This is a genomic window from Kitasatospora sp. NPDC004614, from assembly GCF_042873675.1.
Lineage (GTDB): Bacteria > Actinomycetota > Actinomycetes > Streptomycetales > Streptomycetaceae > Kitasatospora.
In genome coordinates, this window is the sequence record NZ_JBIALR010000010.1 from 220,759 (window position 1) to 242,864 (window position 22,106).

Annotated in this window: 18 protein-coding genes; 6 read left to right on the plus strand and 12 right to left on the minus strand. The window is 71.0% G+C overall.

The window, feature by feature from the left end:
- Window positions 1–80 precede the first annotated feature (80 nt).
- The 3 genes from ACFYST_RS22170 to metH all read right to left on the minus strand — a co-directional run bounded on the left by ACFYST_RS22170 (window position 81) and on the right by metH (window position 6,405).
- Window positions 81–1,682, minus strand: coding sequence for an ABC transporter substrate-binding protein (locus tag ACFYST_RS22170; protein ID WP_387864741.1), 1,602 nt, complete (start codon window positions 1,680–1,682; stop codon window positions 81–83).
- A 345-nt stretch (window positions 1,683–2,027) separates the two neighbouring features.
- Window positions 2,028–2,732: an HAD family hydrolase gene (locus ACFYST_RS22175; protein ID WP_387634032.1), complete on the minus strand. Its 705-nt coding sequence runs from the start codon at window positions 2,730–2,732 to the stop codon at window positions 2,028–2,030.
- 169 nt (window positions 2,733–2,901) lie between these two features.
- Window positions 2,902–6,405 carry a methionine synthase gene (metH, locus tag ACFYST_RS22180; protein WP_387864742.1) on the minus strand — a complete coding sequence of 1,168 codons (3,504 nt, stop codon included), beginning with the start codon at window positions 6,403–6,405 and terminating at the stop codon, window positions 2,902–2,904.
- A gap of 218 nt (window positions 6,406–6,623) precedes the next feature.
- Here metH and ACFYST_RS22185 point away from each other — a divergent pair, with 218 nt between their 5' ends.
- Both ACFYST_RS22185 and ACFYST_RS22190 read left to right on the plus strand, forming a co-directional pair.
- Window positions 6,624–7,664 carry a hypothetical protein gene (locus tag ACFYST_RS22185; protein WP_387864745.1) on the plus strand — a complete coding sequence of 347 codons (1,041 nt, stop codon included), beginning with the start codon at window positions 6,624–6,626 and terminating at the stop codon, window positions 7,662–7,664.
- 118 nt (window positions 7,665–7,782) lie between these two features.
- Window positions 7,783–9,312: an FMN-binding glutamate synthase family protein gene (locus ACFYST_RS22190; protein ID WP_387864747.1), complete on the plus strand. Its 1,530-nt coding sequence runs from the start codon at window positions 7,783–7,785 to the stop codon at window positions 9,310–9,312.
- Window positions 9,313–9,364: 52 nt separating this feature from the next.
- Here ACFYST_RS22190 and adhP read toward each other — a convergent pair whose 3' ends face one another.
- Window positions 9,365–10,378 carry an alcohol dehydrogenase AdhP gene (adhP, locus tag ACFYST_RS22195; protein WP_387864749.1) on the minus strand — a complete coding sequence of 338 codons (1,014 nt, stop codon included), beginning with the start codon at window positions 10,376–10,378 and terminating at the stop codon, window positions 9,365–9,367.
- 224 nt (window positions 10,379–10,602) lie between these two features.
- Between adhP and ACFYST_RS22200 the strand changes: the two genes are divergently transcribed.
- Window positions 10,603–11,355, plus strand: a complete 753-nt coding sequence (locus ACFYST_RS22200) for a hypothetical protein (protein WP_387864751.1) — start codon at window positions 10,603–10,605, stop codon at window positions 11,353–11,355.
- Between the two features lie 135 nt (window positions 11,356–11,490).
- A complete protein-coding gene (locus ACFYST_RS22205; RefSeq protein WP_387634044.1) occupies window positions 11,491–12,402 on the plus strand; it encodes a PAC2 family protein in 912 nt (303 codons plus the stop codon).
- Between the two features lie 146 nt (window positions 12,403–12,548).
- Here the strand turns inward: ACFYST_RS22205 and mshC are convergent, their stop codons facing one another.
- From mshC to ACFYST_RS22225, 4 genes are all read right to left on the minus strand, one after another.
- Window positions 12,549–13,778: a cysteine--1-D-myo-inosityl 2-amino-2-deoxy-alpha-D-glucopyranoside ligase gene (gene mshC, locus ACFYST_RS22210; protein WP_387634046.1), complete on the minus strand. Its 1,230-nt coding sequence runs from the start codon at window positions 13,776–13,778 to the stop codon at window positions 12,549–12,551.
- Between the two features lie 89 nt (window positions 13,779–13,867).
- Entirely contained in the window at window positions 13,868–14,704 is an 837-nt protein-coding gene (locus tag ACFYST_RS22215) for an SCO1664 family protein (protein ID WP_387864803.1), read from the minus strand.
- A 14-nt stretch (window positions 14,705–14,718) separates the two neighbouring features.
- Window positions 14,719–15,282, minus strand: coding sequence for a DUF3090 domain-containing protein (locus ACFYST_RS22220; RefSeq protein ID WP_387634048.1), 564 nt, complete (start codon window positions 15,280–15,282; stop codon window positions 14,719–14,721).
- Window positions 15,283–15,464: 182 nt separating this feature from the next.
- Window positions 15,465–16,160 carry a histidine phosphatase family protein gene (locus ACFYST_RS22225; protein ID WP_387864754.1) on the minus strand — a complete coding sequence of 232 codons (696 nt, stop codon included), beginning with the start codon at window positions 16,158–16,160 and terminating at the stop codon, window positions 15,465–15,467.
- Between the two features lie 62 nt (window positions 16,161–16,222).
- On the opposite strand from ACFYST_RS22225, the gene ACFYST_RS22230 reads away from it, so the two are divergent.
- Window positions 16,223–17,221 carry a magnesium and cobalt transport protein CorA gene (locus ACFYST_RS22230; protein WP_387634052.1) on the plus strand — a complete coding sequence of 333 codons (999 nt, stop codon included), beginning with the start codon at window positions 16,223–16,225 and terminating at the stop codon, window positions 17,219–17,221.
- Between the two features lie 77 nt (window positions 17,222–17,298).
- On the opposite strand, the gene ACFYST_RS22235 is transcribed toward ACFYST_RS22230, so the two are convergent.
- The 4 genes from ACFYST_RS22235 to ACFYST_RS22250 all read right to left on the minus strand — a co-directional run bounded on the left by ACFYST_RS22235 (window position 17,299) and on the right by ACFYST_RS22250 (window position 21,149).
- A complete protein-coding gene (locus ACFYST_RS22235) occupies window positions 17,299–18,054 on the minus strand; it encodes a hypothetical protein (protein WP_387864757.1) in 756 nt (251 codons plus the stop codon).
- A 198-nt stretch (window positions 18,055–18,252) separates the two neighbouring features.
- Window positions 18,253–19,443 (minus strand): ALF repeat-containing protein, encoded by a 1,191-nt coding sequence (locus ACFYST_RS22240; protein ID WP_387864760.1) that lies wholly within the window; start codon window positions 19,441–19,443, stop codon window positions 18,253–18,255.
- 362 nt (window positions 19,444–19,805) lie between these two features.
- Window positions 19,806–20,003, minus strand: coding sequence for an MbtH family protein (locus ACFYST_RS22245; protein WP_387634058.1), 198 nt, complete (start codon window positions 20,001–20,003; stop codon window positions 19,806–19,808).
- Window positions 20,004–20,183: 180 nt separating this feature from the next.
- Window positions 20,184–21,149 carry an SGNH/GDSL hydrolase family protein gene (locus tag ACFYST_RS22250; RefSeq protein ID WP_387864762.1) on the minus strand — a complete coding sequence of 322 codons (966 nt, stop codon included), beginning with the start codon at window positions 21,147–21,149 and terminating at the stop codon, window positions 20,184–20,186.
- A gap of 271 nt (window positions 21,150–21,420) precedes the next feature.
- Here ACFYST_RS22250 and ACFYST_RS22255 point away from each other — a divergent pair, with 271 nt between their 5' ends.
- Window positions 21,421–22,056 carry a peptidase inhibitor family I36 protein gene (locus tag ACFYST_RS22255; RefSeq protein WP_387864765.1) on the plus strand — a complete coding sequence of 212 codons (636 nt, stop codon included), beginning with the start codon at window positions 21,421–21,423 and terminating at the stop codon, window positions 22,054–22,056.
- Window positions 22,057–22,106: the final 50 nt, after the last annotated feature.

The window sequence follows — 22,106 nt, forward strand, 5'->3', positions numbered from 1 at the left end:
TCCTCTGGAACGGCCGACGGCCCGCCACCCCGGTTTGGGGGTGGCGGGCCGTTCTGGTGGCCGTACGGCCGGGCGAAACGTTACTTCTTGCCGGTGCGGCCGATCTCCCAGAAGCGGAAGCGGCTGGTGTTGTCCACGGTGCTGTCGACGCCGGTGACGCCGGTCCGGTACACGTAGAACGACTTGTTCTGGTACAGCGGGACCATCGGCACGGCGTCGGCCAGCCGGTTCTGGATTATGGCGTAGGCGCCGCCGCCGGTGCGGTCGGTGAGCTTGATCGATTCCGGCACCAGCTTGGTGCTGATCTGCGGGTCGTCCCAGTTGTTGTGGAACGCGCCGCCGCCGACCACCAGCGGGGTGATGTAGTTGTCCGCGTCGACGTAGTCGGGGGTCCAGCCGATCAGGTAGGCCTGGTAGCTGTTGTTCGACCAGTTGGCGATGAAGGTGTTCCAGTCCGGCTCCTGCTGGACCGTCACCTGGAACAGGCCGCTGGCGTCCAGCTGCTTCTTGACGTTCTCCAGCTCGGCGGCGCCGGCCCGGGAGCGGGACCAGGTCAGGTTGAGCTTGACCGGGGTGCTGATGTGCGCGTCGGTCAGGATCTTCTTGGCCTTGGCGATGTCCGGCTCGCCGTACTTGTCGAAGAAGGCGGTGTTGTGGCCGACCACGCCGGCCGGGACGACCGAGTACAGCGGCAGCACGGTGCCCGCGTACACGTCGTGGGCGAGCGCCTTGCGGTCGAGCAGCTGGGCGACGGCCTGGCGGACCGGCTGCTTGCCGCCGACGTCGTCCTTGGTGTTGAACACCAGGTAGAAGGTCTCGCCGCTGTCGCCCTCGGCGACCCGCAGGTTGCCCTTGCCGGACTGGTCGTCGTTCTTGATCTGGGCGGCCGTGGCGGGCTCGAGGCTGTTGTCCGCGACGTCGACCTCGCCCTTGTCGAGGGCGGCCTTCAGCTCGTCCGCCTTCTCGTAGTAGCGGACGGTGAACTTGCTGTTCTCGGGCTTGCCGGCGCTGCCCTTGTAGGTCGGGTTCGGCGACAGCGTGACCTTGGCCGGGCTCTTGCCGTGGTTCTCGATCGCGTCGATCTTGTACGCGCCGGAGCCGACCAGCTTGTCGTTCTCGAGCAGCTTGTCGGCCGGGAAGACCGTGTGGTCCACGATGGCGCCGGCCGGCGAGGCCAGCTTGGCCGGGAAGACCGCGTCCGGGGTCTCCAGGTGGAAGGTGACCTCGCGGTCGCCGTTGGTCTCCACCGACTTGATGGTGGAGAGCAGCGGGAGCGGACCGGCCGGGTCGTTGATCTTCTTGGTGCGGTCGATCGAGTACTTGACGTCCTCGGCCGTCACCGGGTGCCCGTTGGTGAACTTCAGCCCGGTCTTCAGCGTGCAGGTGTACGTCATCGTGTCGTTGCCGGTGAACTGGCACGACTCCGCGGCGTCCGGCTGCGGCAGGGTCGCGCCGGGCGGGAAGGCCAGCAGCGACTGGAAGGAGTTGTTGAGCACCAGCCAGGAGCCGATTTCGTAGGCGCCGGCCGGGTCCAGCACGGTGGTCCCGTTGGTGGTGCCCAGGGTGATCGCAGCACCGTTGTCGCCGCCGGTGGCAGCCTTCTCCACGGACGCGCAGCCGGCCGCCGTGGTGGCGACGAGCGCGGCGCAGCTGAGCACGGCCAGGCGGTTGGGCGTAGTCATGCGGGGTGGTCTTCCTTACTGCGTGCGGCCGGCCGACGCCGGAGAACCGGCCGGCCGCGGGGTGGGGCGGCCGGCGCAGGTCTGGTACGACGCGCGGGCGCCCCCGGCCGGGGTCTGACGGCGGTGGGCGGCGGCGCGGGATGGCTACTGATCGGATGTAGCGTGCCACATCGCACCGGGTCGGTCACCGACTGTTCGAACAATGGGTCGGCGAGACCCGGAAAGCTACCCACCGGGAACCGACGAGTTGTCAGCCAATGCCCGATTTCACACCTGCTGCCGGATACGGTCCGCGTACCCACGGACGCGGAGGGGAACCGGAAAACCGCATGAAGGAGACGAAGGTCACACCCGGGCGCCGGCCAGGGTGCGCAGCAGGTCGAGGTCGACCTGCTCCAGCGAGGACAGCACCAGCCGGCCGGGGCCGGGCTCGATGGTGGCGATGGAGGGTACCGCGATGACGGGGCAGCCCGCCGCCTCGGCGGCGGCGACGCCGGTGGGGGTGTCCTCGACGACCACGCAGCGGGCCGGGTCGGCGCCCAGGCGGGCCGCGGCGGTCAGGTACGGGTCCGGGAAGGGCTTGGTGCGCGGGACCTCGTCCCCGGCCACCGTGAAGGCGAAGTTCTGCGCGCCCAGGCTGCGCAGCACGATGTCGATGATGTGCCGGTGCGAGGCGGACACCAGGGCGGCCGGGATGCCGTGCGCGGCGAGGGTGTTGAGCAGGCGCTCGGCGCCGGGCATCAGCGGGACGCCGCCGTGCAGCAGGTCGACGAAGCGCTGGTTGATCTGGGCGCCGAGGTCGGCGGGGCGGATGGCCGCGCCGGTGCGGGTGAGCAGGTAGTCGATGACGCGGGTCATCGGGCCGCCGACCACGTGGGTGCGGTCCTCGGCGGTGAGGTGGTGGCCGAGTTCGGCGAACAGGTCGACCTCGGCCTGCCACCAGAAGTCCTCGGTGTCGACCAGGGTGCCGTCCATGTCCAGCAGGACGGCCTGCAAGCCGCTGCCGTCGCCGTCTCCGCCGACACGGATCGGGGTCGAGACCGTCGTCATGCGCGCCGTCCTTCCGGGTGGTCGTCCGGAGCGCACCGCGTCCGGGGATGGCACAGGCCGGCCCGCTGGTGAGCGGACCGGCCCGTTCAGGATCATCAAGAATACGCCCGCCGGGGCGGATTGCACCGGGCGCCTGCGGGGCGAACGGATGATCTGTGGTGGAAGTGTTCTACCGGGCGTTGAAGTACTTGGCCTCGGGGTGGTGCAGGACGATGGCGTCGGTGGACTGCTCGGGGTGCAGCTGGTACTCCTCGGAGAGGATCACCCCGACCCGTTCGGGCCTGAGCAGTTCGGCGATCTTGGCGCGGTCCTCCAGGTTCGGGCAGGCGCCATAGCCGAGCGAGAAGCGCGCGCCGCGGTACTTGAGCGCGAACATGTCCTTGACGTCCTGCGGGTCCTCGTCGCCGAAGCCGAGCTCGTAGCGGACCCGGGCGTGCCAGAACTCGGCCAGTGCCTCGGCCAACTGCACGGACAGGCCGTGCAGTTCGAGGTAGTCGCGGTAGGAGTTGCCGGCGAACAGCTCGTTCGCGGCCTCGGAGATCCGGTTGCCCATGGTGACCACCTGGAGGCCGACCACGTCGCGCTCGCCGCTCTCCTCCGGGCGGAAGAAGTCGGCCAGGCACAGGCGGCGGCCGCGGCGCTGGCGGGGGAAGGTGAACCGGGTCAGTTCGGAGCCGTCCTCGCGGTAGAGGATCAGGTCGTCGCCCTTGGAGTTGGCCGGGAAGTAGCCGTAGACGACGGCGGGCTCCAGCCAGCCCTCGGTCTGCAGGCGGTCCAGCCAGCCGCGCAGGCGCGGGCGGCCCTCGGTCTCCACCAGCTCCTCGTACGACGGCCCTCCGGAGCGGCCGCCCTTGAGGCCCCACTGGCCCTTGAACAGGGCGTCCTCGTCGAGCCAGGAGGCGTAGTCCTGGAACGGGATGCCCTTGATGATCCGGTCGCCCCAGAACGGCGGAGTGGGGACGCGGTTGTCGACGGCCACGTCGGAGCGGATCTGGCCGAGGTTGACCTCCTCCGGCTCCTCGACCTCGACCCGGGCGTGCCGGCGCTTGCGCAGCTCCGGCAGGACGACGCCGGGGACGCCGCGCTTGACGCCGATCAGGGCGTCCATCAGCCGCAGGCCCTCGAAGGCGTCGCGGGCGTAGCGGACCTCGCCGTCGTAGACCTCGTGCAGGTCCTGCTCGACGTAGGCGCGGGTGAGGGCGGCGCCGCCGAGGATCACCGGGAAGTCGGCGGCCAGGCCGCGCTGGTTGAGCTCCTCCAGGTTCTCCTTCATGATCACCGTGGACTTGACCAGCAGGCCGGACATGCCGATCACGTCGGCCTTGTGCTCCTGGGCGGCCTCGACGATCGCCGACACCGGCTGCTTGATGCCGATGTTGACCACGTTGTAGCCGTTGTTGGACAGGATGATGTCGACCAGGTTCTTGCCGATGTCGTGGACGTCGCCCTTGACGGTGGCCAGCACGATGGTGCCCTTGCCCTCGCTGTCGGACTTCTCCATGTGCGGCTCCAGGTGGGCCACCGCGGCCTTCATCACCTCGGCGGACTGCAGCACGAACGGCAGCTGCATCTCGCCGGAGCCGAACAGTTCGCCGACCACCTTCATGCCGGACAGCAGTGTGTCGTTGATGATCTCCAGCGCCGGGCGCTCGGTCAGCGCGGCGTCCAGGTCGGCCTCCAGGCCGTTGCGTTCGCCGTCGATGATGCGGCGCTGCAGGCGTTCCTCCAGCGGGAGGGCGGCGAGCTCCTCGGCCTTGGAGGCGGCGCTGGAGGCGGCGGAGACGCCCTCGAACAGCTGGAGCAGCTTCTGCAGCGGGTCGTAGCCCTCGCTGCGGCGGTCGTACACGAGGTCGAGGGCGGTCTGCCGGCGGTCCTCGGGGATGCGGTTCATCGGGAGGATCTTCGCGGCGTGCACGATCGCGGAGTCCAGGCCGGCCTCCACGCACTCGTGCAGGAAGACCGAGTTGACGACCTGCCGGGCGGCCGGGTTGAGGCCGAAGGAGATGTTGGACAGGCCCAGGGTGGTCTGCACGTCCGGGTGGCGGCGCTTGAGTTCGCGGATCGCCTCGATGGTCTCGATGCCGTCGCGGCGGGACTCCTCCTGGCCGGTGGCCAGGGTGAAGGCCAGGCAGTCGACCAGGATCGAGCTCTCGTGGATGCCGTACTCGCGGCCCAGCTGCTCGATCAGCCGCTCGGCGATGGCGACCTTCTTGTCGGCGGTGCGGGCCTGGCCGTCCTCGTCGATGGTGAGGGCGATCAGGCCGGCGCCGTGCTCGCGGGCGAGTGCGGCGATCTTGCCGAAGCGGGTGTCGGGGCCGTCGCCGTCCTCGTAGTTGACGGAGTTCAGCACCGCGCGGCCGCCGAGCATCTCCAGGCCGGCCCGGAGCACCGGCGGCTCGGTGGAGTCGAGCACGATCGGCAGGGTGGAGGCGGTGGCGAGGCGGCCGGCGATCTCCTTCATGTCGGCGACGCCGTCGCGGCCCACGTAGTCCACGCACAGGTCGAGCAGGTGGGCGCCCTCGCGGATCTGCTCGCGGGCGATCTCCACGCAGGTCTGCCAGTCGGCGGCGAGCATCGCCTCGCGGAACTTCTTCGAGCCGTTGGCGTTGGTGCGCTCGCCGATCGCCAGGTACGAGGTGTCCTGCCGGAACGGCACCGCCTGGTACAGCGAGGCGGCGGCCGGCTCGGGCTTCGGCTCGCGCGGCGTGATCGGCCGGCCCTGCACCCGCTCGACGACCTGGCGCAGGTGCTCGGGGGTGGTGCCGCAGCAGCCGCCGACCAGCGAAAGGCCGTAGTCCCGGACGAACGCCTCGTGCGCGTCGGCGAGTTCGGCGGGGCTGAGCGGGTAGTGGGCGCCGTCCTTGGTGAGCACCGGCAGGCCCGCGTTCGGCATGCAGGACAGGCCGATCTTGGCGTTCTTCGCCAGGTAGCGCAGGTGCTCGCTCATCTCGGCGGGGCCGGTGGCGCAGTTCATGCCGATGAAGTCGATGGAGAGCGGCTCCAGCGCGGTCAGCGCCGCGCCGATCTCCGAGCCCAGCAGCATGGTGCCGGTGGTCTCCACCGTGACCTGCGCCAGCACCGGCAGGTCCAGGCCTGCCTCGGCGAGGGCGTCCTTGCAGCCCAGCACGGAGGCCTTGGTCTGCAGCAGGTCCTGGCTGGTCTCGACCAGCAGGGCGTCGGCGCCGCCCGCGATCAGGCCGGCCGCGTTCTGCCGGAAGCCCTCGCGGACCGTCTCGAAGGTGGTGTGGCCGAGCGTCGGCAGCTTGGTGCCGGGGCCGATCGAGCCGAGCACCCAGCGGGTGCGGCCGTCCTTGGCGGTGTACTCGTCGGCGGTCTCGCGGGCGATCCGGGCGCCGGCCTCGGACAGCTCGAAGATCCGGTCGGAGATGTCGTACTCGCCGAGCGCCGAGTGGTTGGCGCCGAAGGTGTTGGTCTCCACGCAGTCCACGCCGACCGCGAAGTACGCGTCGTGCACCGAGCGGACGATGTCGGGGCGGGTCAGGTTGAGGACCTCGTTGCAGCCCTCGAGCTGCTGGAAGTCCTCCAGCGTCGGCTCCTGGGCCTGGAGCATCGTGCCCATCGCTCCGTCGGCTACCACCACCCGGGTGGCGAGGGCCTCGCGCAAGGCGGTGGCGCGGTCCTGCTGGGTGGACGCGGATACAACGGTGGCCATGAGGCTGCTCCCTGAGTGCGACGGCTGTCGGCTATGCGGCCCCCCTTGACCGGGGACGCACCCGGTCAGGGTATCCGCCCGACGGCGGTGCGATGGAACCCATTTCGCATCGTGGGCGTCCCCATCCACCGGAAGGGAGCCCATCCATGCCCGCTTCATCGCGTTCGAGCAGGTGGCGTCACCGTGTCCGTGCCCTTGGGCCGTCCGTATGGCGGACGGTGCCCGCCCGGGCGCGTCGCCGTTGGAGCCGCCGCACCCGCTGGACCCGGCGCCGCCGGGTGGTGACGGCGTGCCTGGTGGTGCTCGCGATGCTGGTGGTGCCGGTGGTGGGCGCAGGGCTGGCGCTGCGCTGGTACTACTCCGGCGACCCGGCGGTCGACGCCCGCACCCGCGGCCGGGACGCGATCTGGCTGGGCCACGCCTGGGTGGACGGGCGGCGCACCGACGCCGATCTGACGATGCTGGCGTCGCGGGTGCGCGGCACCGGCATCCACGACCTGTACGTGCACACCGGCCCGCTGGAGCACGACGGTTCGCTCGATCCGAAGCTGGCCCCGGGGGTGGCCGGCTTCCTGGAGCGGGCCCGGGCCGCGATGCCGGGGGTGCGGATCCAGTCCTGGCTGGGCGACGTGGTCGCGCCGGAGAAGGTCGGCCTGCACCTGGACCGGCCGGACGTGCGGGAGCGGATCACCGCCTCCGCGAAACAGGTCCTCGACCTGGGCTTCGACGGCGTCCACTTCGACCTGGAACCGGTGCACAACGACTCCCCCGGGTTCCTCGCGCTGCTCGACCAGGTGCACGCGCTGACCGCCGCCAGGGGCGTGCCGCTGTCCATCGCCGCGCCGCAGATCGAGCCCGTCCCGATGATCGGCCGGGTGACCTTCGCGCTCACCGACCACGGCAAGTGGTGGAGCGCCGGGTACTTCGCGCAGGCCGCGCGGCGGGTCGACCAGGTCGCGGTGATGTCCTACGACACCTCGATGCCGGTGGAGTCGCTGTACGGCGGCTACGTCGCCCGGCAGACCGAGCTGGCGCTGGCCAACACCCCGCCGGGGACCGATCTGCTGATGGGTCTGCCCGCGTACTGGGACGACACCCCGGCCCACCGGGGCGACGCCGAAACGGTCCGCGCCGCCGTCCGCGGCGCCCGCCTCGCGCTCGGCCCGGGCTCGCGGCAGAACTTCGGGCTGGCGCTGTACGTGGACTTCGCGGCGACCCCGGACCACTGGGCGGCGTACCGGGACGGCTGGTGCCTCTGACCTGGTGCGATCCGGCCCTCCGGCCCCCGGTGCGCGGGACGGTCCGGAGGGTTTCCTAGCATCGCTCCCGGCACCGCCGCGTGGGGACGGGGCCGGCACCCAGGAGGAACGAACGTCCATGCAAGCCCGGAAGATCGGCGCGGCGGCAGCCGCCGCCGCGGTGGCGGCGCTCGCCGCCCGCGACCTGCTCCAGAAGAAGCACGCACTGCTGAGGAACTTCCCGGTGCTCGGGCACGCCCGGTACGCGCTGGAGACGATCGGGCCGGAGCTGCGGCAGTACATCGTGACCTCCAACGAGGAGGAGCGGCCGTTCAGCCGTGACCAGCGGAGCTGGATCTATGCCTCCGCCAAGGAGGAGAACAACTACTTCGGGTTCGGCACCGAGGTGGACGTCGCTCAGGCGCAGGGCCGCGCCTACCTGAAGCAGCGCACCTTTGCCGGGCCGCTGCCGGACGGGCACGACCCGCAGGCGCCGCTGCCGTCGGCCAAGGTGCTGGGCGGGCCGCGCGGGCGGGCCAAGGCGTTCCGGCCGGGCAGCGTGGTGAACATCTCCGCGATGAGCTTCGGCTCGCTCTCCGGCGCGGCCATCACCGCGCTGAACAAGGGCGCGGCGCAGGCCGGCGCGATGCACAACACCGGTGAGGGCGGCCTGTCGCCGTACCACCGCAACGGCGCCGACCTGGTGCTCCAGCTCGGCACCTCGTACTTCGGCTGCCGCAACGAGGACGGCACCTTCAACCTCGACAAGCTCAAGGACGTGGTGGCGGGGGCGCCGGTCCGGGCGATCGAGATCAAGCTGTCGCAGGGCGCCAAGCCGGGCCTGGGCGGCATGCTGCCGGGCGCGAAGGTGACGCCCGAGATCGCGAAGATCCGCGGCATACCCGTGGGCGAGGACTGCGCCTCGCCGTCGCGGCACTCGGCGTTCGGCGACGTGGACTCGATGCTGGACTTCGTCGAGCTGCTGGCCGCCGAGACCGGCCTGCCGGTCGGCATCAAGAGCGCCGTCGGCGAGCTGGACTTCTGGCAGGAGCTGGCCGAGCGGATGGCGCGCGGCGACCGGGGCGTCGACTTCGTGACGATCGACGGCGGCGAGGGCGGCACCGGTGCGGCGCCGCGGATGTTCGCGGACTCGGTGTCCCTGCCGTTCCGGATGGGCTTCTCCCGGGTCTACGGCACCTTCGCGGAGCTGGGGCTGACCGACGAGCTGACGTTCATCGCCTCCGGCAAGCTCGGCCTGCCGGAGAACGCGGCGGTGGCGTTCGCGCTGGGCGCCGACATGATCAACGTGGCGCGCGAGGCGATGCTGTCGATCGGCTGCATCCAGGCCCAGAAGTGCCACACCGACAAGTGCCCGACCGGCATCGCCACCCAGAACCCGTGGCTGGCCCGCGGCGTGGACCCGGTCTCCAAGTCGGCCCGGGCGGCGGTCTACCTGCGCACCCTGCGCAAGGAGTTGACGAAGGTCTCCTCGGCGCTCGGCGTCGCCCACCCGTCGCTGATCACCGCCGAGGACATCGAGGTACTGAACGGCGACTACGAGGCCCGCACCCTGGCCGGCGTGTACGGCTACAAGGAGGGCTGGGGCGAGCTCGGCCCGGAACTCGCCGCGGAGATCACCGCCCTGATGACCGGGCGGGCTTCTGCCTGACGCGGTGTCGTCGGGGGGGACGGGTATCCCGTCCCCCTCTCCGCCGCTGGGGTCAGCGCAGGTCGAACACCAAGCGGGCCGAGACCCTGCCCGCGAGCACGTCCTCGAAGCAGGAGTTGACGTCCTCCAGCTTGCGGGTCTCCCGGATCACCTTGGTGCGGCCCAGCCCGTGCAGCCGGAACACCTCCGCGAGGTCCTGCCGGGTGCCGACGATCGAGCCGATCACCTTGGTGCCGTTCAGCACCGTCTCGAACACCGGCAGCGTCAGCTCGCCCTCCGCGGGAAGCGCGACCAGTACGAGGGTGCCGCCGCGGCGCAGCGAGTCGTAGGCGGCGCGGAAGGACGCGTTGCTGACGGCCAGTGAGACGGCGGCGTCGGCGCCGCCGAGCTTGTGCACCTCTTGCGCGACGTCCTGGGTGCGGGCGTCGATGACGTGGTCGGCGCCGAGGTCCTCGGCGAGCTTCAGTTTGTCGTCGGTGATGTCCACCGCGACGGTCTCGGCGCCGAAGATCCGCGCGTACTGGAGCGCGAGGTGGCCGAGGCCGCCGATGCCCGAGATCAGCACCCGGGTGCCGGGCCGGGCGCCGGCCAGCTTGACCGCCTTGTACGTGGTGACGCCCGCGCAGGACAGCGGGGCGGCGTCCATCGGGTCCACGCCGTCGGGGACGGGCACCACGTAGTCGCCGTGCGCGAGGGCGTACTCGGCGTAGGCGCCGTCCACCGAGTAGCCGGAGTTGTGCTGGGACAGGCAGAGCGTCTCCCAGCCGGTGACGCAGTAGTCGCAGCGTCCGCAGGCGTCGGCCAGCCACGGGATGGCGACCCGTTGGCCGACCTCGACGTGCCGGACGTTCGAACCGGCCGCCTCCACGATGCCCACGCCCTCGTGGCCGGGCACGAACGGCGGGGACGGCTTGACCGGCCAGTCGCCGCGGGCGGCGTGAATGTCGGTGTGGCACAGGCCGGAGCACTCGATCCTGACCAGCACCTGGTGCGGCGCCGGGGTCGGCACCTCACGTTCCTCGATCTCCAGCGGCTCGGTGAAGTCCCGGACCACAGCTGCCTTCATGGCCTTCTCCCCTCGCAGAACGGTAAATCCGATAGACGGAACCATCTCTGCGGATCAGCCTGGTGGTTCGGGCGGGGAACCGCGAACGGGCGCGCCGACCACGGCGGAGATCCCCCCGCCGACCTGACGGCCCGTCAAGGTAGCGTTGACCAAAGCCCGGCATTTCCAGGCGGGTTGGGCAGCAACGCCGCCCGCCGCACACCACTCGGGCACGGAGGAACCATATGCCCCGCACACTCCTGCGCACCGCCGGAACCGGACTGGCGCTGCTCACCGCCGGCCTGCTCCTGGTCGGCTGCGAACCTGCCAAGCACGCCAAGGCCGCACCGCCGCCCAGCCCCTCCCCCACCGTCTCGACCACCGCCCCGACCCCCGCCGCCAGTACCCCGTCGACCCCGCAGCTCGACGACTCGTACTTCGCCGAGGGCAAATGCGCCCGCGCCCTCAACCCGGGCGGCAGCGGCACCACCTCGCACTACGAGATGGTGCCCTGCGACAGCCCGAACGCCGAGGCCAAGGTCACCAAGCGCAGCGGCACCCTGACCGGCGTCGCCGCCGCCCTCCCGCACGGCGCGGACTGCCCCGACGGCACCGACGTCGCCCTCGACCTCACCCAGAACGCGCTCACCAACGTCGCCCGCAACAAGTCGGCCTGGGCCTGCCTGCGCAACCTGCACGACCCGCACCCGGGCGACCCCGGCGGTGGCGGCGGAGTGGGCATCGTCGTGGGCGACTGCGTCTACGCCGTCAAGAGCGCCAGCGGCTCCGACAGCGTCGCCGAGACACGCTGCGACGGGAAGGGCGACCACAAGCCCGAGTACAAGGTCGACAAGGAGTACGTCAAGCAGACCGTCAGCCTCAAGGGCAGCACCGAGCACACCTGTCCCGAGGAGGCCACCGTCTCCTTCACCATCCCCGCCCCGCCCGGCACCCTCGCCATGAACCCGACCATCGCCTGCGCCGAACCCGTCGACTGAGACCCGGTGCCCGTCCGCTCACGGCGTACGCTTGGGCCCCTTGCCCGGCCACGGGTGGCATTCAAAGCCCGTAGGCTGGGCAGGTAGGGACCTGGGGGCGGCAGTGCCCCCGCCACGCACGGAGGGAGATGCCGGGTGATCGAGCTGGAAGACCTGCCCGAGTTGATCGACCCGGTGATGATCTGCGCCTTCGAGGGCTGGAACGACGCCGGCGACGCGGCCTCCGCCGCGCTCGGACACCTCGACGAGACCTGGGGCGGCAAGGTGTTCGCCGCGCTCGACGCCGAGGACTACTACGACTTCCAGGTCAACCGGCCCACCATCTGGCTCGACGGCGGAGTCCGCCGGATCACCTGGCCCACCACCAGACTCTCGGTGGTCCGGGTCACCGAGCCCAAGCCGCGCGACCTGGTGCTCGTCCGCGGCATCGAGCCCAGCATGCGCTGGCGCTCCTACTGCAACGAACTGCTCGGCTTCGCCCACGAGTTGGGCGTCGAACTGGTCGTCGTCCTGGGCGCGCTGCTGGGCGACACCCCGCACACCCGGCCGGTCCCGGTCTCCGGTGTCACCTCCGACGCGACGGTGGCCCGCAGCCTCGACCTCGAAGAGAGCCGCTACGAGGGCCCCACCGGCATCGTCGGCGTCCTCCAGGAGGCCTGCGCCCACGCCGGCGTCCCCGCCGTCACCTTCTGGGCCGCCGTCCCGCACTACGTCTCCCAGCCGCCCAACCCCAAGGCCACCCTGGCCCTGATCAACAAGCTGGAAGACCTCCTCGACCTCCGCATCCCCCCGGGCGAACTCGCCGACGACGCCCGCGCCTGGCAGCTCGGCGTCGACCAGCTCGCCGCGGAGGACTCCGAAGTCGCGGAGTACGTGCAGCAGTTGGAAGAGGCGCAGGACACCGCGGAGTTGCCGGAGGCATCCGGGGACGCGATCGCCCGCGAATTCGAGAGGTACCTGCGGCGCCGCGAGAACCAGGGGCCGAAGGGCGAGAAGCCCATCACTGGGCACGCGACGGAACGGCCCAAGGACGAGGAAGACGAGTAGCCGCACAGCGGATCGGCCCGAGGACGGTGGTTCTGTCCTCGGGCCGATCTGACTGTTGGGTGCCTTCCGCTTCGCGCAGTTCTCCCCCAGCCCTAGGGGGCTGGGAGGTGCCCCCACGCGCCCCTGTCTTCGCACCCACCTGCCTTCTACAGGGCTACGCCCAGGAGCGCGTCGACCGCGCGGGAGACCAGGCCCGGGGCGCCGGTGTCCTCGCCGCCGTCCGCGTGGGCGGTCGCCGCCCAGCGGTCCACCGCGGCGAGGGCCGCAGGGGCGTCGAGGTCGTTGGCGAGGGCCTCGCGGAGCTCGGCGAGCAGTGCGGTGGCCGGGGGGCCGTCGGGGCGGGAGACCGCTGCGCGCCAGGTGGCGAGGCGGGTGAGGGCGGTGTCGAGGTCCTCGGCCGTCCATTCCCAGTCGCTGCGGTAGTGGTGGGCGAGCAGCGCGAGCCTGATCGCGGCGGGGTCGATGCCGTCGCGTCGCAGGGCCGAGACGAACACCAGGTTGCCGCGGGACTTGGACATCTTGTGGCCGTCGAGGCCGACCATCCCGGCGTGCACGTAGGCGCGGGCGTAGGGGTGGGTGCCGAGGGCGACCTGGGCGTGCGAGGCGCCCATCTCGTGGTGCGGGAAGGACAGGTCGCTGCCGCCGCCCTGGAGGTCGAACTCCATGCCGAGGTACTTGAGCGCGATGGCGACGCACTCGATGTGCCAGCCGGGCCGGCCGTGGCCGAGTTCGGTGTCCCAGGCGGGTTCGCCGGGGCGGGCGGCGAGCCAGAGCAGCGCGTCGAGGGGGTTCTTCTTGCCGGGGCGCTCGGGGTCGCCGCCGCGTTCGGCGAAGATCGGCAGCATCTGTTCGCGGGTGAGCCCGGAGACCTCGCCGAAGTGCGGGTCGGACTCGACGGAGAAGTAGATGTCGCCGTCGACCTCGTAGGCGGCGCCGGAGGCGAGCAGCTGCTGCACCAGCGGGACGATCCACGGGATGGATTCGACGGCGCCGATGTAGTGCGCGGGCGGGAGCATCCGCAGCGCGGTCATGTCCTCGCGGAACAGCGCGGTTTCGCGGGCCGCGAGTTCGGTCCAGTCCTGGCCGGTGGCGACGGCGCGCTCCAGGAGCGGGTCGTCGACGTCGGTGACGTTCTGGACGTACAGGACGTCGTGGCCGGCGTCCTTCCAGACCCGCTGGACCAGGTCGAAGGTGTTGTAGGTGGCTGCGTGGCCCAGGTGGGTCGCGTCGTAAGGGGTAATGCCGCAGACGTAGAGCCGGGCGGTCGGGCCGGTGGGAACGACCTCTCGGACACTGCTCGTGGCGGTGTCGTAAATGCGCAGGGGAAGCCCCTGACCGGGCAGGGCGGGAACCTCGGAAGTGGGCCAGGCATGCATGGCACCGACTCTAACCGTGCACTGATTTGAAAGACCAACCTGTTGGCATGATCGGCTTGATTCCGCTTGTTCTCTGTTTCGGATCGGTATCAGACCGGCGGCCAGGGAATAGACGGCCAGTCAGCCGACGGCAGCGGATGCCGTCCGGAGGCCAGCAGCGCGCCGGTCCGGGCCCGCAGCGCGTCGAGTTCGACGGGGGTCAGGTGCGGGCGCAACCGCTCGCCGAGGGCGCCGTCGAGGTCGGTGGCGAGCCTGCCGAGGACGTCGAGGGCCTCGGCGGTGAGCGGGCGGTCGGCCCAGCCCCACAGCAGGGTGCGGAGTTTGGGCTCGGTGTGGAAGGTGACGCCGTGGTCGATGCCGTAGATCCGGCCGTCTGCGGCGGGCAGCCAGTGGCCGCCCTTGCGGTCGGCGTTGTTGAGGACGGCGTCCAGCACGGCGAGCCGGCGCAGCCGTTCGTCGTCGCGGTGCACCAGCCAGGCCTGGCGTCCGGCGTCGACCTCGGCGCGGACGATGGGGAGCCAGCCGTCGGCGGGCCCGTCCAGGGGCTGGAGGTCGAGGAGTTCGGGGGCGTCCGGGTCGGGTTCGATCCACAGCTGGACCATGCCGGGGCCGGCCGGGCCGTCGCGCAGGACGGTCGGCGGGATCAGCTGCCAGCCGGTGGCGGCGGAGACCTCGTGGGCGGCGATCTCCCGGCCGGCCAGGGTGCCGTCGGGGAAGTCCCACAGCGGGCGTTCGCCGGCGACGGGCTTGTACACGCAGGGGGCGGTGACGCCGTCCAGCGTGGCGGTGCAGTAGAGAACGGCGTTGGAGGCGTCGGTGACCCGGCCGTGGACGGCCAGCGCGCCCTCGCGCAGCAGGGCGAGGGCGGCGGGGGTGTCGGCGGCCAGTGCGGCGCTGGTGGCCGGGTCGGTGCCGGGGGCTTCCACGGCGCGCTGCTCGTTCAGCGCCGGTAGCCGTTCGCGCGGGGGCACAGGTGGCCCTCGGGGTCGAGCGGCAGGTTGCAGAACGGGCAGGGCTTGCGGCCCGCCTCGACCAGGTCGAGGGCGCGCTTGGCGAACACCCGGGCCATCGCGCCGCTGAGCCGCACCCGCAGCAGGTCGGGGCCGTTCTCGTCGTCGAAGACCTCGATCTCGTCCTCGTCCTCGGACTCCTCGACGTACGCCTGCGCCTCGATCACCAGGCACTCCTCGCGGGCGTCCCAGGCGAGGGCCATGGTGCCGACCCGGAACTCCTGCTCCAGCGGCAGGTCGAGCGGGGCGGCGTCGAGCAGGTCGACGGGCGCGGCGGCCGGGATGGAGGCGTCGCCGCCGCTGCGCCGCAGCGCCTCGTCGAGGACTTCCTCGATGCGTTCGGCGAGGGCGGCGACCTGGGCCTTCTCCAGCAGGACGCTGGTGATCCGGCCGCGCGAGGAGGCCTGCAGGTAGAACGCCCGGGCGCCGGGCTGGCCGACGGTGCCGGCCACGAACCGCTCGGGCTGGTCGTAGAAGTGGACCTGACGGGACACGCTGCTCGCTCCGGTACGGGGGTGTGCGGTCTTCTCGCCTCTCACCCTACGGCCAAACGGGCCTGCCGTGGGGCGCGGGTGGCGCGGATTCCCGGTGGGGACGGTGGGGCTGGTGCGGTGCCGGCCCGGCCGGGCTCAGACGGTGCCGGCGTCGCCGCCGAGCGGTGCCGGCCCGGCCGGGCTCAGACGGTGCCGGTCTCGCCGCCGACCACCGCGTCGTCGCCGACCGAGTGGCCGTGCGGGCGCGGGGCGAGCGAGGCCAGGGTGCCGGTGTCGCCGAGGCGCAGCAGGTACGGGCGGTTCGGGGTGTAGCGGATCGCGGTGACGGAGCACGGCTCGACGGAGATCCGCTGGAAGTGGTCGAGGTGCAGGCCGAGGGCGTCCGCGACGATCGCCTTGATCACGTCGCCGTGGGTGGCGACCGCCCAGAGCGCGTCCGGGCCGTGTTCGACGGCGATCTTCTCGTTCCACTCGCGGACGGCGTCCACGGTGCGGTGGCTGAGCGTGCGCAGCGATTCGCCGCCGGGGAAGGCCGCGCCCGAGGCGTGGTCCTGGACGGTGCGCCAGAGCGGCTCGTCGGCGAGTTCGGACAGCGGGCGGCCGGTCCAGTCGCCGTAGTGGCATTCGCCAAGCCGCTCGTCGAGGTCGGGCGGGCCGAGTTCGGGGCGGGCGGCGACCAGCGGTTCCAGGGTCTGGCGGCAGCGCTCCAGCGGGCTGCTGACCAGGCGGGCGACGGGCAGTCCGGCCAGCCGTTCGGGCAGGGCGGCGGCCTGCGCGCGGCCGGTGTCGTCCAGGTCGACGCCGGGCGTCCAGCCGGCCAGGATTCCGGCGGTGTTGGCGGTGGAGCGGCCGTGGCGCACGAGCAGCAGGGTGGGCATACCGCAAGCGTACGGGGTGCACCCCTCCCGGCGGCCCGGGGGTTCGGGTCACAATGGCGGGCATGATCGTGGATTGCGGCACTTACCGGGACGGGCGGCGCACCGAGGGACCGGAGGACTTCTCGGACGCGCTGGAGGCGGTCCGAGCGTCCGGCGACGGCTTCGTGTGGATCGGCCTGGCGGACCCGACGAGGGCCGAATTCGACCATGCCGTCGACGAGTTCGGCCTGCACCCGCTGGCGGTCGAGGACGCGTTGACGGCGCATCAGCGCCCGAAGGTGGACATCTACCAGGACTCGGTGTTCACCGTTCTGAAGACCGCCGGGTACCACCCGAAGGACGAGTCGGTCTCCATCGGCGAGCTGATGATATTTCTGGGCGACTCGTACGTGATGACGGTCCGCCACGGGCCGGAGAGCCCCCTCAAGGACCTGCGGGCCGACCTCGAGAAGCAGCCCGAACTGCTCGCCCACGGCCCCGCCGCCGTGCTCTACGCGATCTGCGACATGGCGGTCGACCAGTACCTCGACGTGGCCACCGAACTCCAGACGGACCTGGACGAGTTGGAGGCCGAGATCTTCTCCCCCGGCCGGGTCCGCGGCGCCGCCGAGCGCATCTACGCCTTCAAACGGCAGGTGGTGAACTTCCGCAAGGCCACCTACCCGCTGATGGAGCCCGCCCTGCGCTTCACCCGGACCGGCACCGCCGTCGGCGAGGTCAGGGTGCCCTTCGTCCCCGCCGAACTGCGCCCCTACTTCCGGGACGTCGCCGACCACCTGGCCAAGGTCAACGAGGTGGTGGAGAGCCTGGACCGGCTGCTCTCCGACATCCTCTCCGCCAACCTCGCCCAGGTCAGCGTCCAGCAGAACGACGACATGCGGAAGATCTCCGCCTGGGCCGCCCTGGCCGCCGTCCCCACCATGATCGCCGGCATCTACGGCATGAACTTCGAGCACATGCCGGAACTCAGCCAGCCCTGGGGCTACCCCGCCGCGCTGGCCGTGATGGGCGGCGTCTGTGTCGTCCTGCACCGCCTGTTCAAACGCGCGGGCTGGCTGTAGGCGCACCCACCGAAGGCCGAAAGGCCCGGCGGGGGTGCCGGGCCTTCGGGCCGATCGTCGGGACTGCCGCGGCCGACTCAGAAGCCGTTGGCGGCGTCGCGGGCCTGGGCCTCGGCCAGGCCGACGAGCAGGACGTGGCGCAGGAACGCGGAGTCGTTCGAGCTCAGGGCCTCGTTGACGAGCTTCTTGACCTCGGGGCCGCCGAGGTACATGGCCCGGGCAAGCCGCACCCGGATGTCGCTGTCGCCGATGGTGTCCAGGCCGGCCTGGAACGCCGCGAAGTCGTCCGCGCTCAGCGCCTGGGTGGCGGCCTCGGTGAGGGTGAGCGAGCTGCCCGGCCGGATCAGCCGGTCGATCACCTTCCGCCAGCGCTCGTCGTCGAGGAGCTGCGGGTACTCGACGTCGAGGAAGTAGTCGATCTCCGCGTCGCCGCCGCTCAGCGCCCTGTTCGCGGCCGCCGCGATCGGGCTGCCGGGCGTGGCCTTGGAGAGGATCACGGCCACCTTGACGCGCCTGTCGTCGCGGATGATCTGCGGCATCTCGACCTCGAGGAAGCGCTTGACGTCCTCGGCCGTGCCTGCCATCGCCGCCTGGGCGTGCTCGTAGAAGTACCGGCTGTGCCCGGGCTCCGCGATCACTGCCGCCAGCCGCGCCCGCAGCTCGATCTCCTCCTCCGGCGTGATGTCGGAGGAGAGCACGGACCCGGCGGCCGACTGTGACTGCGCGGCGGGCGCGGGCGTGGTGTCGGCCAGGGCCGGGGTGGCGCCGAGGACGGTCGGGACGGAGACCGCCGCGACGAGGACGGTAGTGGCGATCGAACGGCGAATGTTCAAGGTTCCCCCCAAGGAACAGCGCTCCATAAGACGCGTCGTCCGCCGCTGTGACGCGCTGTCACGGCGACGGACGAGGTGATCGTATCGAAACCACTTGCCCACTGCGGGGTTTTCTTGCCTTTTCCTTTACCTACTGTTCGACGCCGCGAGGGGGGTGCTGCGGGGCCGGGCCGACCCGAACGTTCGACAGGCGGAGCGTCAGGCCTGCCGCTGGCGGCGGCGACGGGCGGCCACCAGGGCGCTGCCGAGGGCCACGGAGGCCGCGCCGGTGGCGGCCAGGGTGCCGAGCGGGGCGTCGACACCGGTGGAGGCGAGGGTGCCCGTGCCGGAGGTGCCCGTGCCGGAGGTGTTGGTACCGGAGGTGTTGGTACCGGAGGTGTTGGTACCCGTGCCGGTGCCGGTCTGGGTCGTGTCGGACGCCGGGGTGACGGTGGTGCCGCCGCCCTGGCCGCCCTGGTTCGGGGTGGTGCCGCCGCCGGTGTTGCCGGTGCCGCCGGTGTTGCCGTCGTTTCCGCCGGTGCCGCCGCCGTTGTTGCCGCCGGTGTTGCCGCTGTTGCCGCCGCCGTTGTTGCCGCCGCCCGTCTGCTGGGCGTTGGCGGTGTCCCGGGCCTGGGCCTCGGCCAGGCCGGTGAGCAGGAAGGTGTGCAAGGCCTCGGAGGTGTTCGCGTCCAGGGCCTCACCGGCGGCCTTCCGGACCTCGGGCCCGCCCAGCGACATGGCCTGGGAGAGCCACAGCCGGGCGTCGTCGTCACTGACGTTCTTCAGGTCGGACCGGAAGGCCTCGGCGTCGTCCGCGCTCAGCACCTGGGCGGCAGCCTCGGTGATGGTGAGCGAGCTGCCCGGCCGGACCAGCTGGTGGAGCACCTTCCACCAGCGGTCGTTGGCGAGCAGCCTCGGGGCCTCGACCTCCAGGAAGTGGTCGATCGCCGCGTCGTCGCCGTCCAGCGCCTTGCTCGCGGCCTCCGCCAGGCGGCTGCCCGGCGTGGCCTGCTCCAGGATCTGCGAGACCCGGACGCGCTTGTCGCTGCGGATGATCTGCGCCATCTCGACGTCCAGGAAGTGCTTGACGTCCTCGGCCGTGCCGGCCATCGCCGCCTTGGCGTGCTCGTAGAAGTACCGGCTGTGCCCCGGCTCCTCGATCACCTTGGCCAGCCGGGCCCGCAGTTCGGCTTCCTCCTCCGGCGAGATGACGGTGGAGGGCGCGGGCGTGGCGGGGCCGGTCTCCGCCGGGGCGTCCGCCGCCGGGACATCGGCAACGGGCGCGTCCGGCTGAGACTGGCCGGTGGGGGCGGGCGCGCTGTCGGCAAGGGCGGGGGTGGAGCCGAGGACGGTCGGAGCGGAGACCGCGGCAACGAAGACGGCGGTGGCGATCGAACGGCGTATGCTCAAGGGTCCCCCAAGGAACAGTGGTTCAGAGGTGCGTCGCCCTTCGCCGGAGCGCACTGCCACGGCGGCGAACGCGGGTGATCGTATCGGAACCACTTACCCCGTCAAAACGCTTTCTTGCCAGCACCTTTACTCGTTGTTCGAGGGCCGGTGTTCGATCCGTCCAGGGCCGGACCCGGCCTCTCCGGGGCGTCACCTCCCGTGCGCCGCACGGCGATCCGCCCGTCGAGCGCCCGGGCGGCCCGGCGGCTGGACGACCCCCCCCCCCCGCCAGGAGGCAGCACTTCGCCCCGGCGAGGCTCCGAAGGGCCTGACCGGGGCGAGTGTCGGGCCGGCGGTTCTCGCGCGCCCCGGGGCAGCTGTGCCTAGCCCATCGACTCCCGCAGGGAACGGGGGCGCATGTCCGTCCACACCTCCTTGATGTAGGCCATGCACTCCTCCTTGGTGCCGGTCTTGCCCGCGGCCTTCCAGCCGGGCGGAAGCTCCCGGCCCGCGGGCCAGAGCGAGTACTGCTCTTCGTCGTTGGACGTGACCTGGTAGGTCACCTCGTCGTCCTCGGCCATGTCGGTCTCCGTTTCGTGCGGGTCAATGCCGACCCGAGCATTGCCCGTCGCGGTCACCCCGTACAGCCACGGTCAGCAGTTCGAGTGATCCATTGGAGATCTGCTGAGAAACGGAACTGAAGCGCGATAGAAGGCCGACCGTACGGCGGGCGCCACCGCTGCACGGAGATCGGGTGCGGGTCAGCCGAGGGCGTTCAGCATCGCGTCTTCGACGTGGTCGGCGGCGTTGCGGTGGCCGCGGGCGTTGGGGTGCACGAGGGACAGCTGGTCGGGGGGAGTGATGAAGCCTTCCACCCACTTGCCGGAGTCGCAGACGCTGTGGTCCCGCGAGGAGTCGTAGAGGTTGACGAAGCTCGCCGTCTTCTGTGTGCCGGTCGACTTCTCAATGGTCCTGTTGAGGGGTTCCAGAACGTCCTGGCGCAGCCAGTCCAAGTCCCCCTGGGTGACCGAGCCGAACTGGGACAGGTCGTTGTAGCGGCACTTGGAGGTGTCCTTGGGAACGACAGTGGGGTAGCCGACGGTCAGGATCCTCGCGTGCGGGGCTCGCTCGTGAAGCACGGCGAGCATTCGGTCGTACTGCTCGCGCACCTTGTTCAACCGGGCCGGGATACCGGCGGCCAGTTCGTCCTTGCACGGGGTGCCCACGCCACCGCTCCCCTGACCCAGCTCCGCGCACTTGGTGACGAACTCACCGAAGCCGAGGGTGTTTCCTCCCACGCCGACGGTGATGACGTCGGTGTTCGGGCCCACTGCCGCGGACTGCGGCGGGACCGGGGGGAACGGGTAGTCCGGATCCTCGGAGAACGGCGGCAGGTGACGGCCGAGCGGCTCCTGGGCTTCGTCGGTGACGTTCGCGATGGTGGCTGCGCCGCAGCTGACGTTGGTCAGCTCGACGAGCGAGCCGAGGTCACGGTCGATGACCTGCGGGTAGGACTGGTCGGTGCGCTCGCAGCCGTCCCGGGGGATCTCGAAGACGTCGCCGGCGGCGGGGATGACCCCGGCGGTGTACGAGTCACCCAGGGCGACCCACTGCCGGTCTACGGCGGCGGCGGGTTGCGCCCCGGCGAACTGCGCGGGGACGACAGCGCCGGCGGCAAGCGCTGCGGCCGAGCCGATCAGCGTCAGACGGGTACGGAAGCGCGCCACGATTCCTCCAGAGTTTTTGGCAGTCGGCACCGATTTGCCCGAAAAAGAGAGGCCGCCGCCGAATGTACTGGAGTGAACACAGGAAGTCATGAATGCGCCGCAAGCGAGCGCGCCTTCATCGGAGACCACGCATACGCGACAATCGGCAAGGCATTAAATCATTCCCGCTAAAGTGGTAATTAACTACTTATCAATTTCTTCGCGAATTCGGTTCGCCGACCCCCTACCATGCAGACGGATCACTTTCACCCCTGCGACCGCAAGGATGTGCATGCGTACGTCAGCGATTCATCGCGCAGCCGCCACCACAGTGCTCCTGCTGGCCGCCACCCTGCCGGCGATTTCGTCGCCCGCCCACGCGGCCAACGACGTCTGCCCCGATGTCGGAATGTGCTTCTGGTCCGAGAAGGACTTCCAGGGCCAGTTCAGGCGGGAGGGCCTGCCCATGGGGCGGTGCTTCGAGTTCCAGTCCAACTGGCGCGACGGAACCCGCTCCAGGACCTTGTCCTTCTGGAACCAGACCCGCTTCCAGCTTGAGGCATACAAGAACACCGACTGCTCCGGGCCGCCCAATTCCGTCTACCCGCCCGACACCGGAACGGGAAATCTCCACTCGGACCTACTGAGGTTCCGCATGGCACCGGTCTGCCCGTTCAACAAGACCTGCTTCTACCAGAACAGCGACTACACCGGCAAAATGTGGACCCGGGCACCCGAGTACTTCGGCCGCTGCATGGACGCGGCCAGCGCCGACGAAGTGCCCGCCCGCTCCGTCTACAACTTCCGCGGCTGGCCGATCGAGGTCTTCAAGGGCGACCACTGCATCGTCACGTACGTCGAGGTGGCCAAGTGGTCGTTCAAGCCGACCGGGTTCGATGCCGGGGCCTTCAAGATGCTCGACGGATAGCACCGCATCCCTGCGCAGGACGAGAGCGCCCACGGCGAAGGGCGCGAGGC

Coding starts and splice junctions, on each gene's coding strand:
- ACFYST_RS22170 (WP_387864741.1), bottom strand. CDS start 1,682: ATGACTACGCCCAACCGCCTGGCCGTGCTCAGCTGCGCCGCGCTCGTC.
- ACFYST_RS22175 (WP_387634032.1), bottom strand. CDS start 2,732: ATGACGACGGTCTCGACCCCGATCCGTGTCGGCGGAGACGGCGACGGC.
- metH (WP_387864742.1), bottom strand. CDS start 6,405: ATGGCCACCGTTGTATCCGCGTCCACCCAGCAGGACCGCGCCACCGCC.
- ACFYST_RS22190 (WP_387864747.1), top strand. CDS start 7,783: ATGCAAGCCCGGAAGATCGGCGCGGCGGCAGCCGCCGCCGCGGTGGCG.
- adhP (WP_387864749.1), bottom strand. CDS start 10,378: ATGAAGGCAGCTGTGGTCCGGGACTTCACCGAGCCGCTGGAGATCGAG.
- ACFYST_RS22200 (WP_387864751.1), top strand. CDS start 10,603: ATGCCCCGCACACTCCTGCGCACCGCCGGAACCGGACTGGCGCTGCTC.
- mshC (WP_387634046.1), bottom strand. CDS start 13,778: ATGCATGCCTGGCCCACTTCCGAGGTTCCCGCCCTGCCCGGTCAGGGG.
- ACFYST_RS22225 (WP_387864754.1), bottom strand. CDS start 16,160: ATGCCCACCCTGCTGCTCGTGCGCCACGGCCGCTCCACCGCCAACACC.
- ACFYST_RS22230 (WP_387634052.1), top strand. CDS start 16,223: ATGATCGTGGATTGCGGCACTTACCGGGACGGGCGGCGCACCGAGGGA.
- ACFYST_RS22245 (WP_387634058.1), bottom strand. CDS start 20,003: ATGGCCGAGGACGACGAGGTGACCTACCAGGTCACGTCCAACGACGAA.
- ACFYST_RS22255 (WP_387864765.1), top strand. CDS start 21,421: ATGCGTACGTCAGCGATTCATCGCGCAGCCGCCACCACAGTGCTCCTG.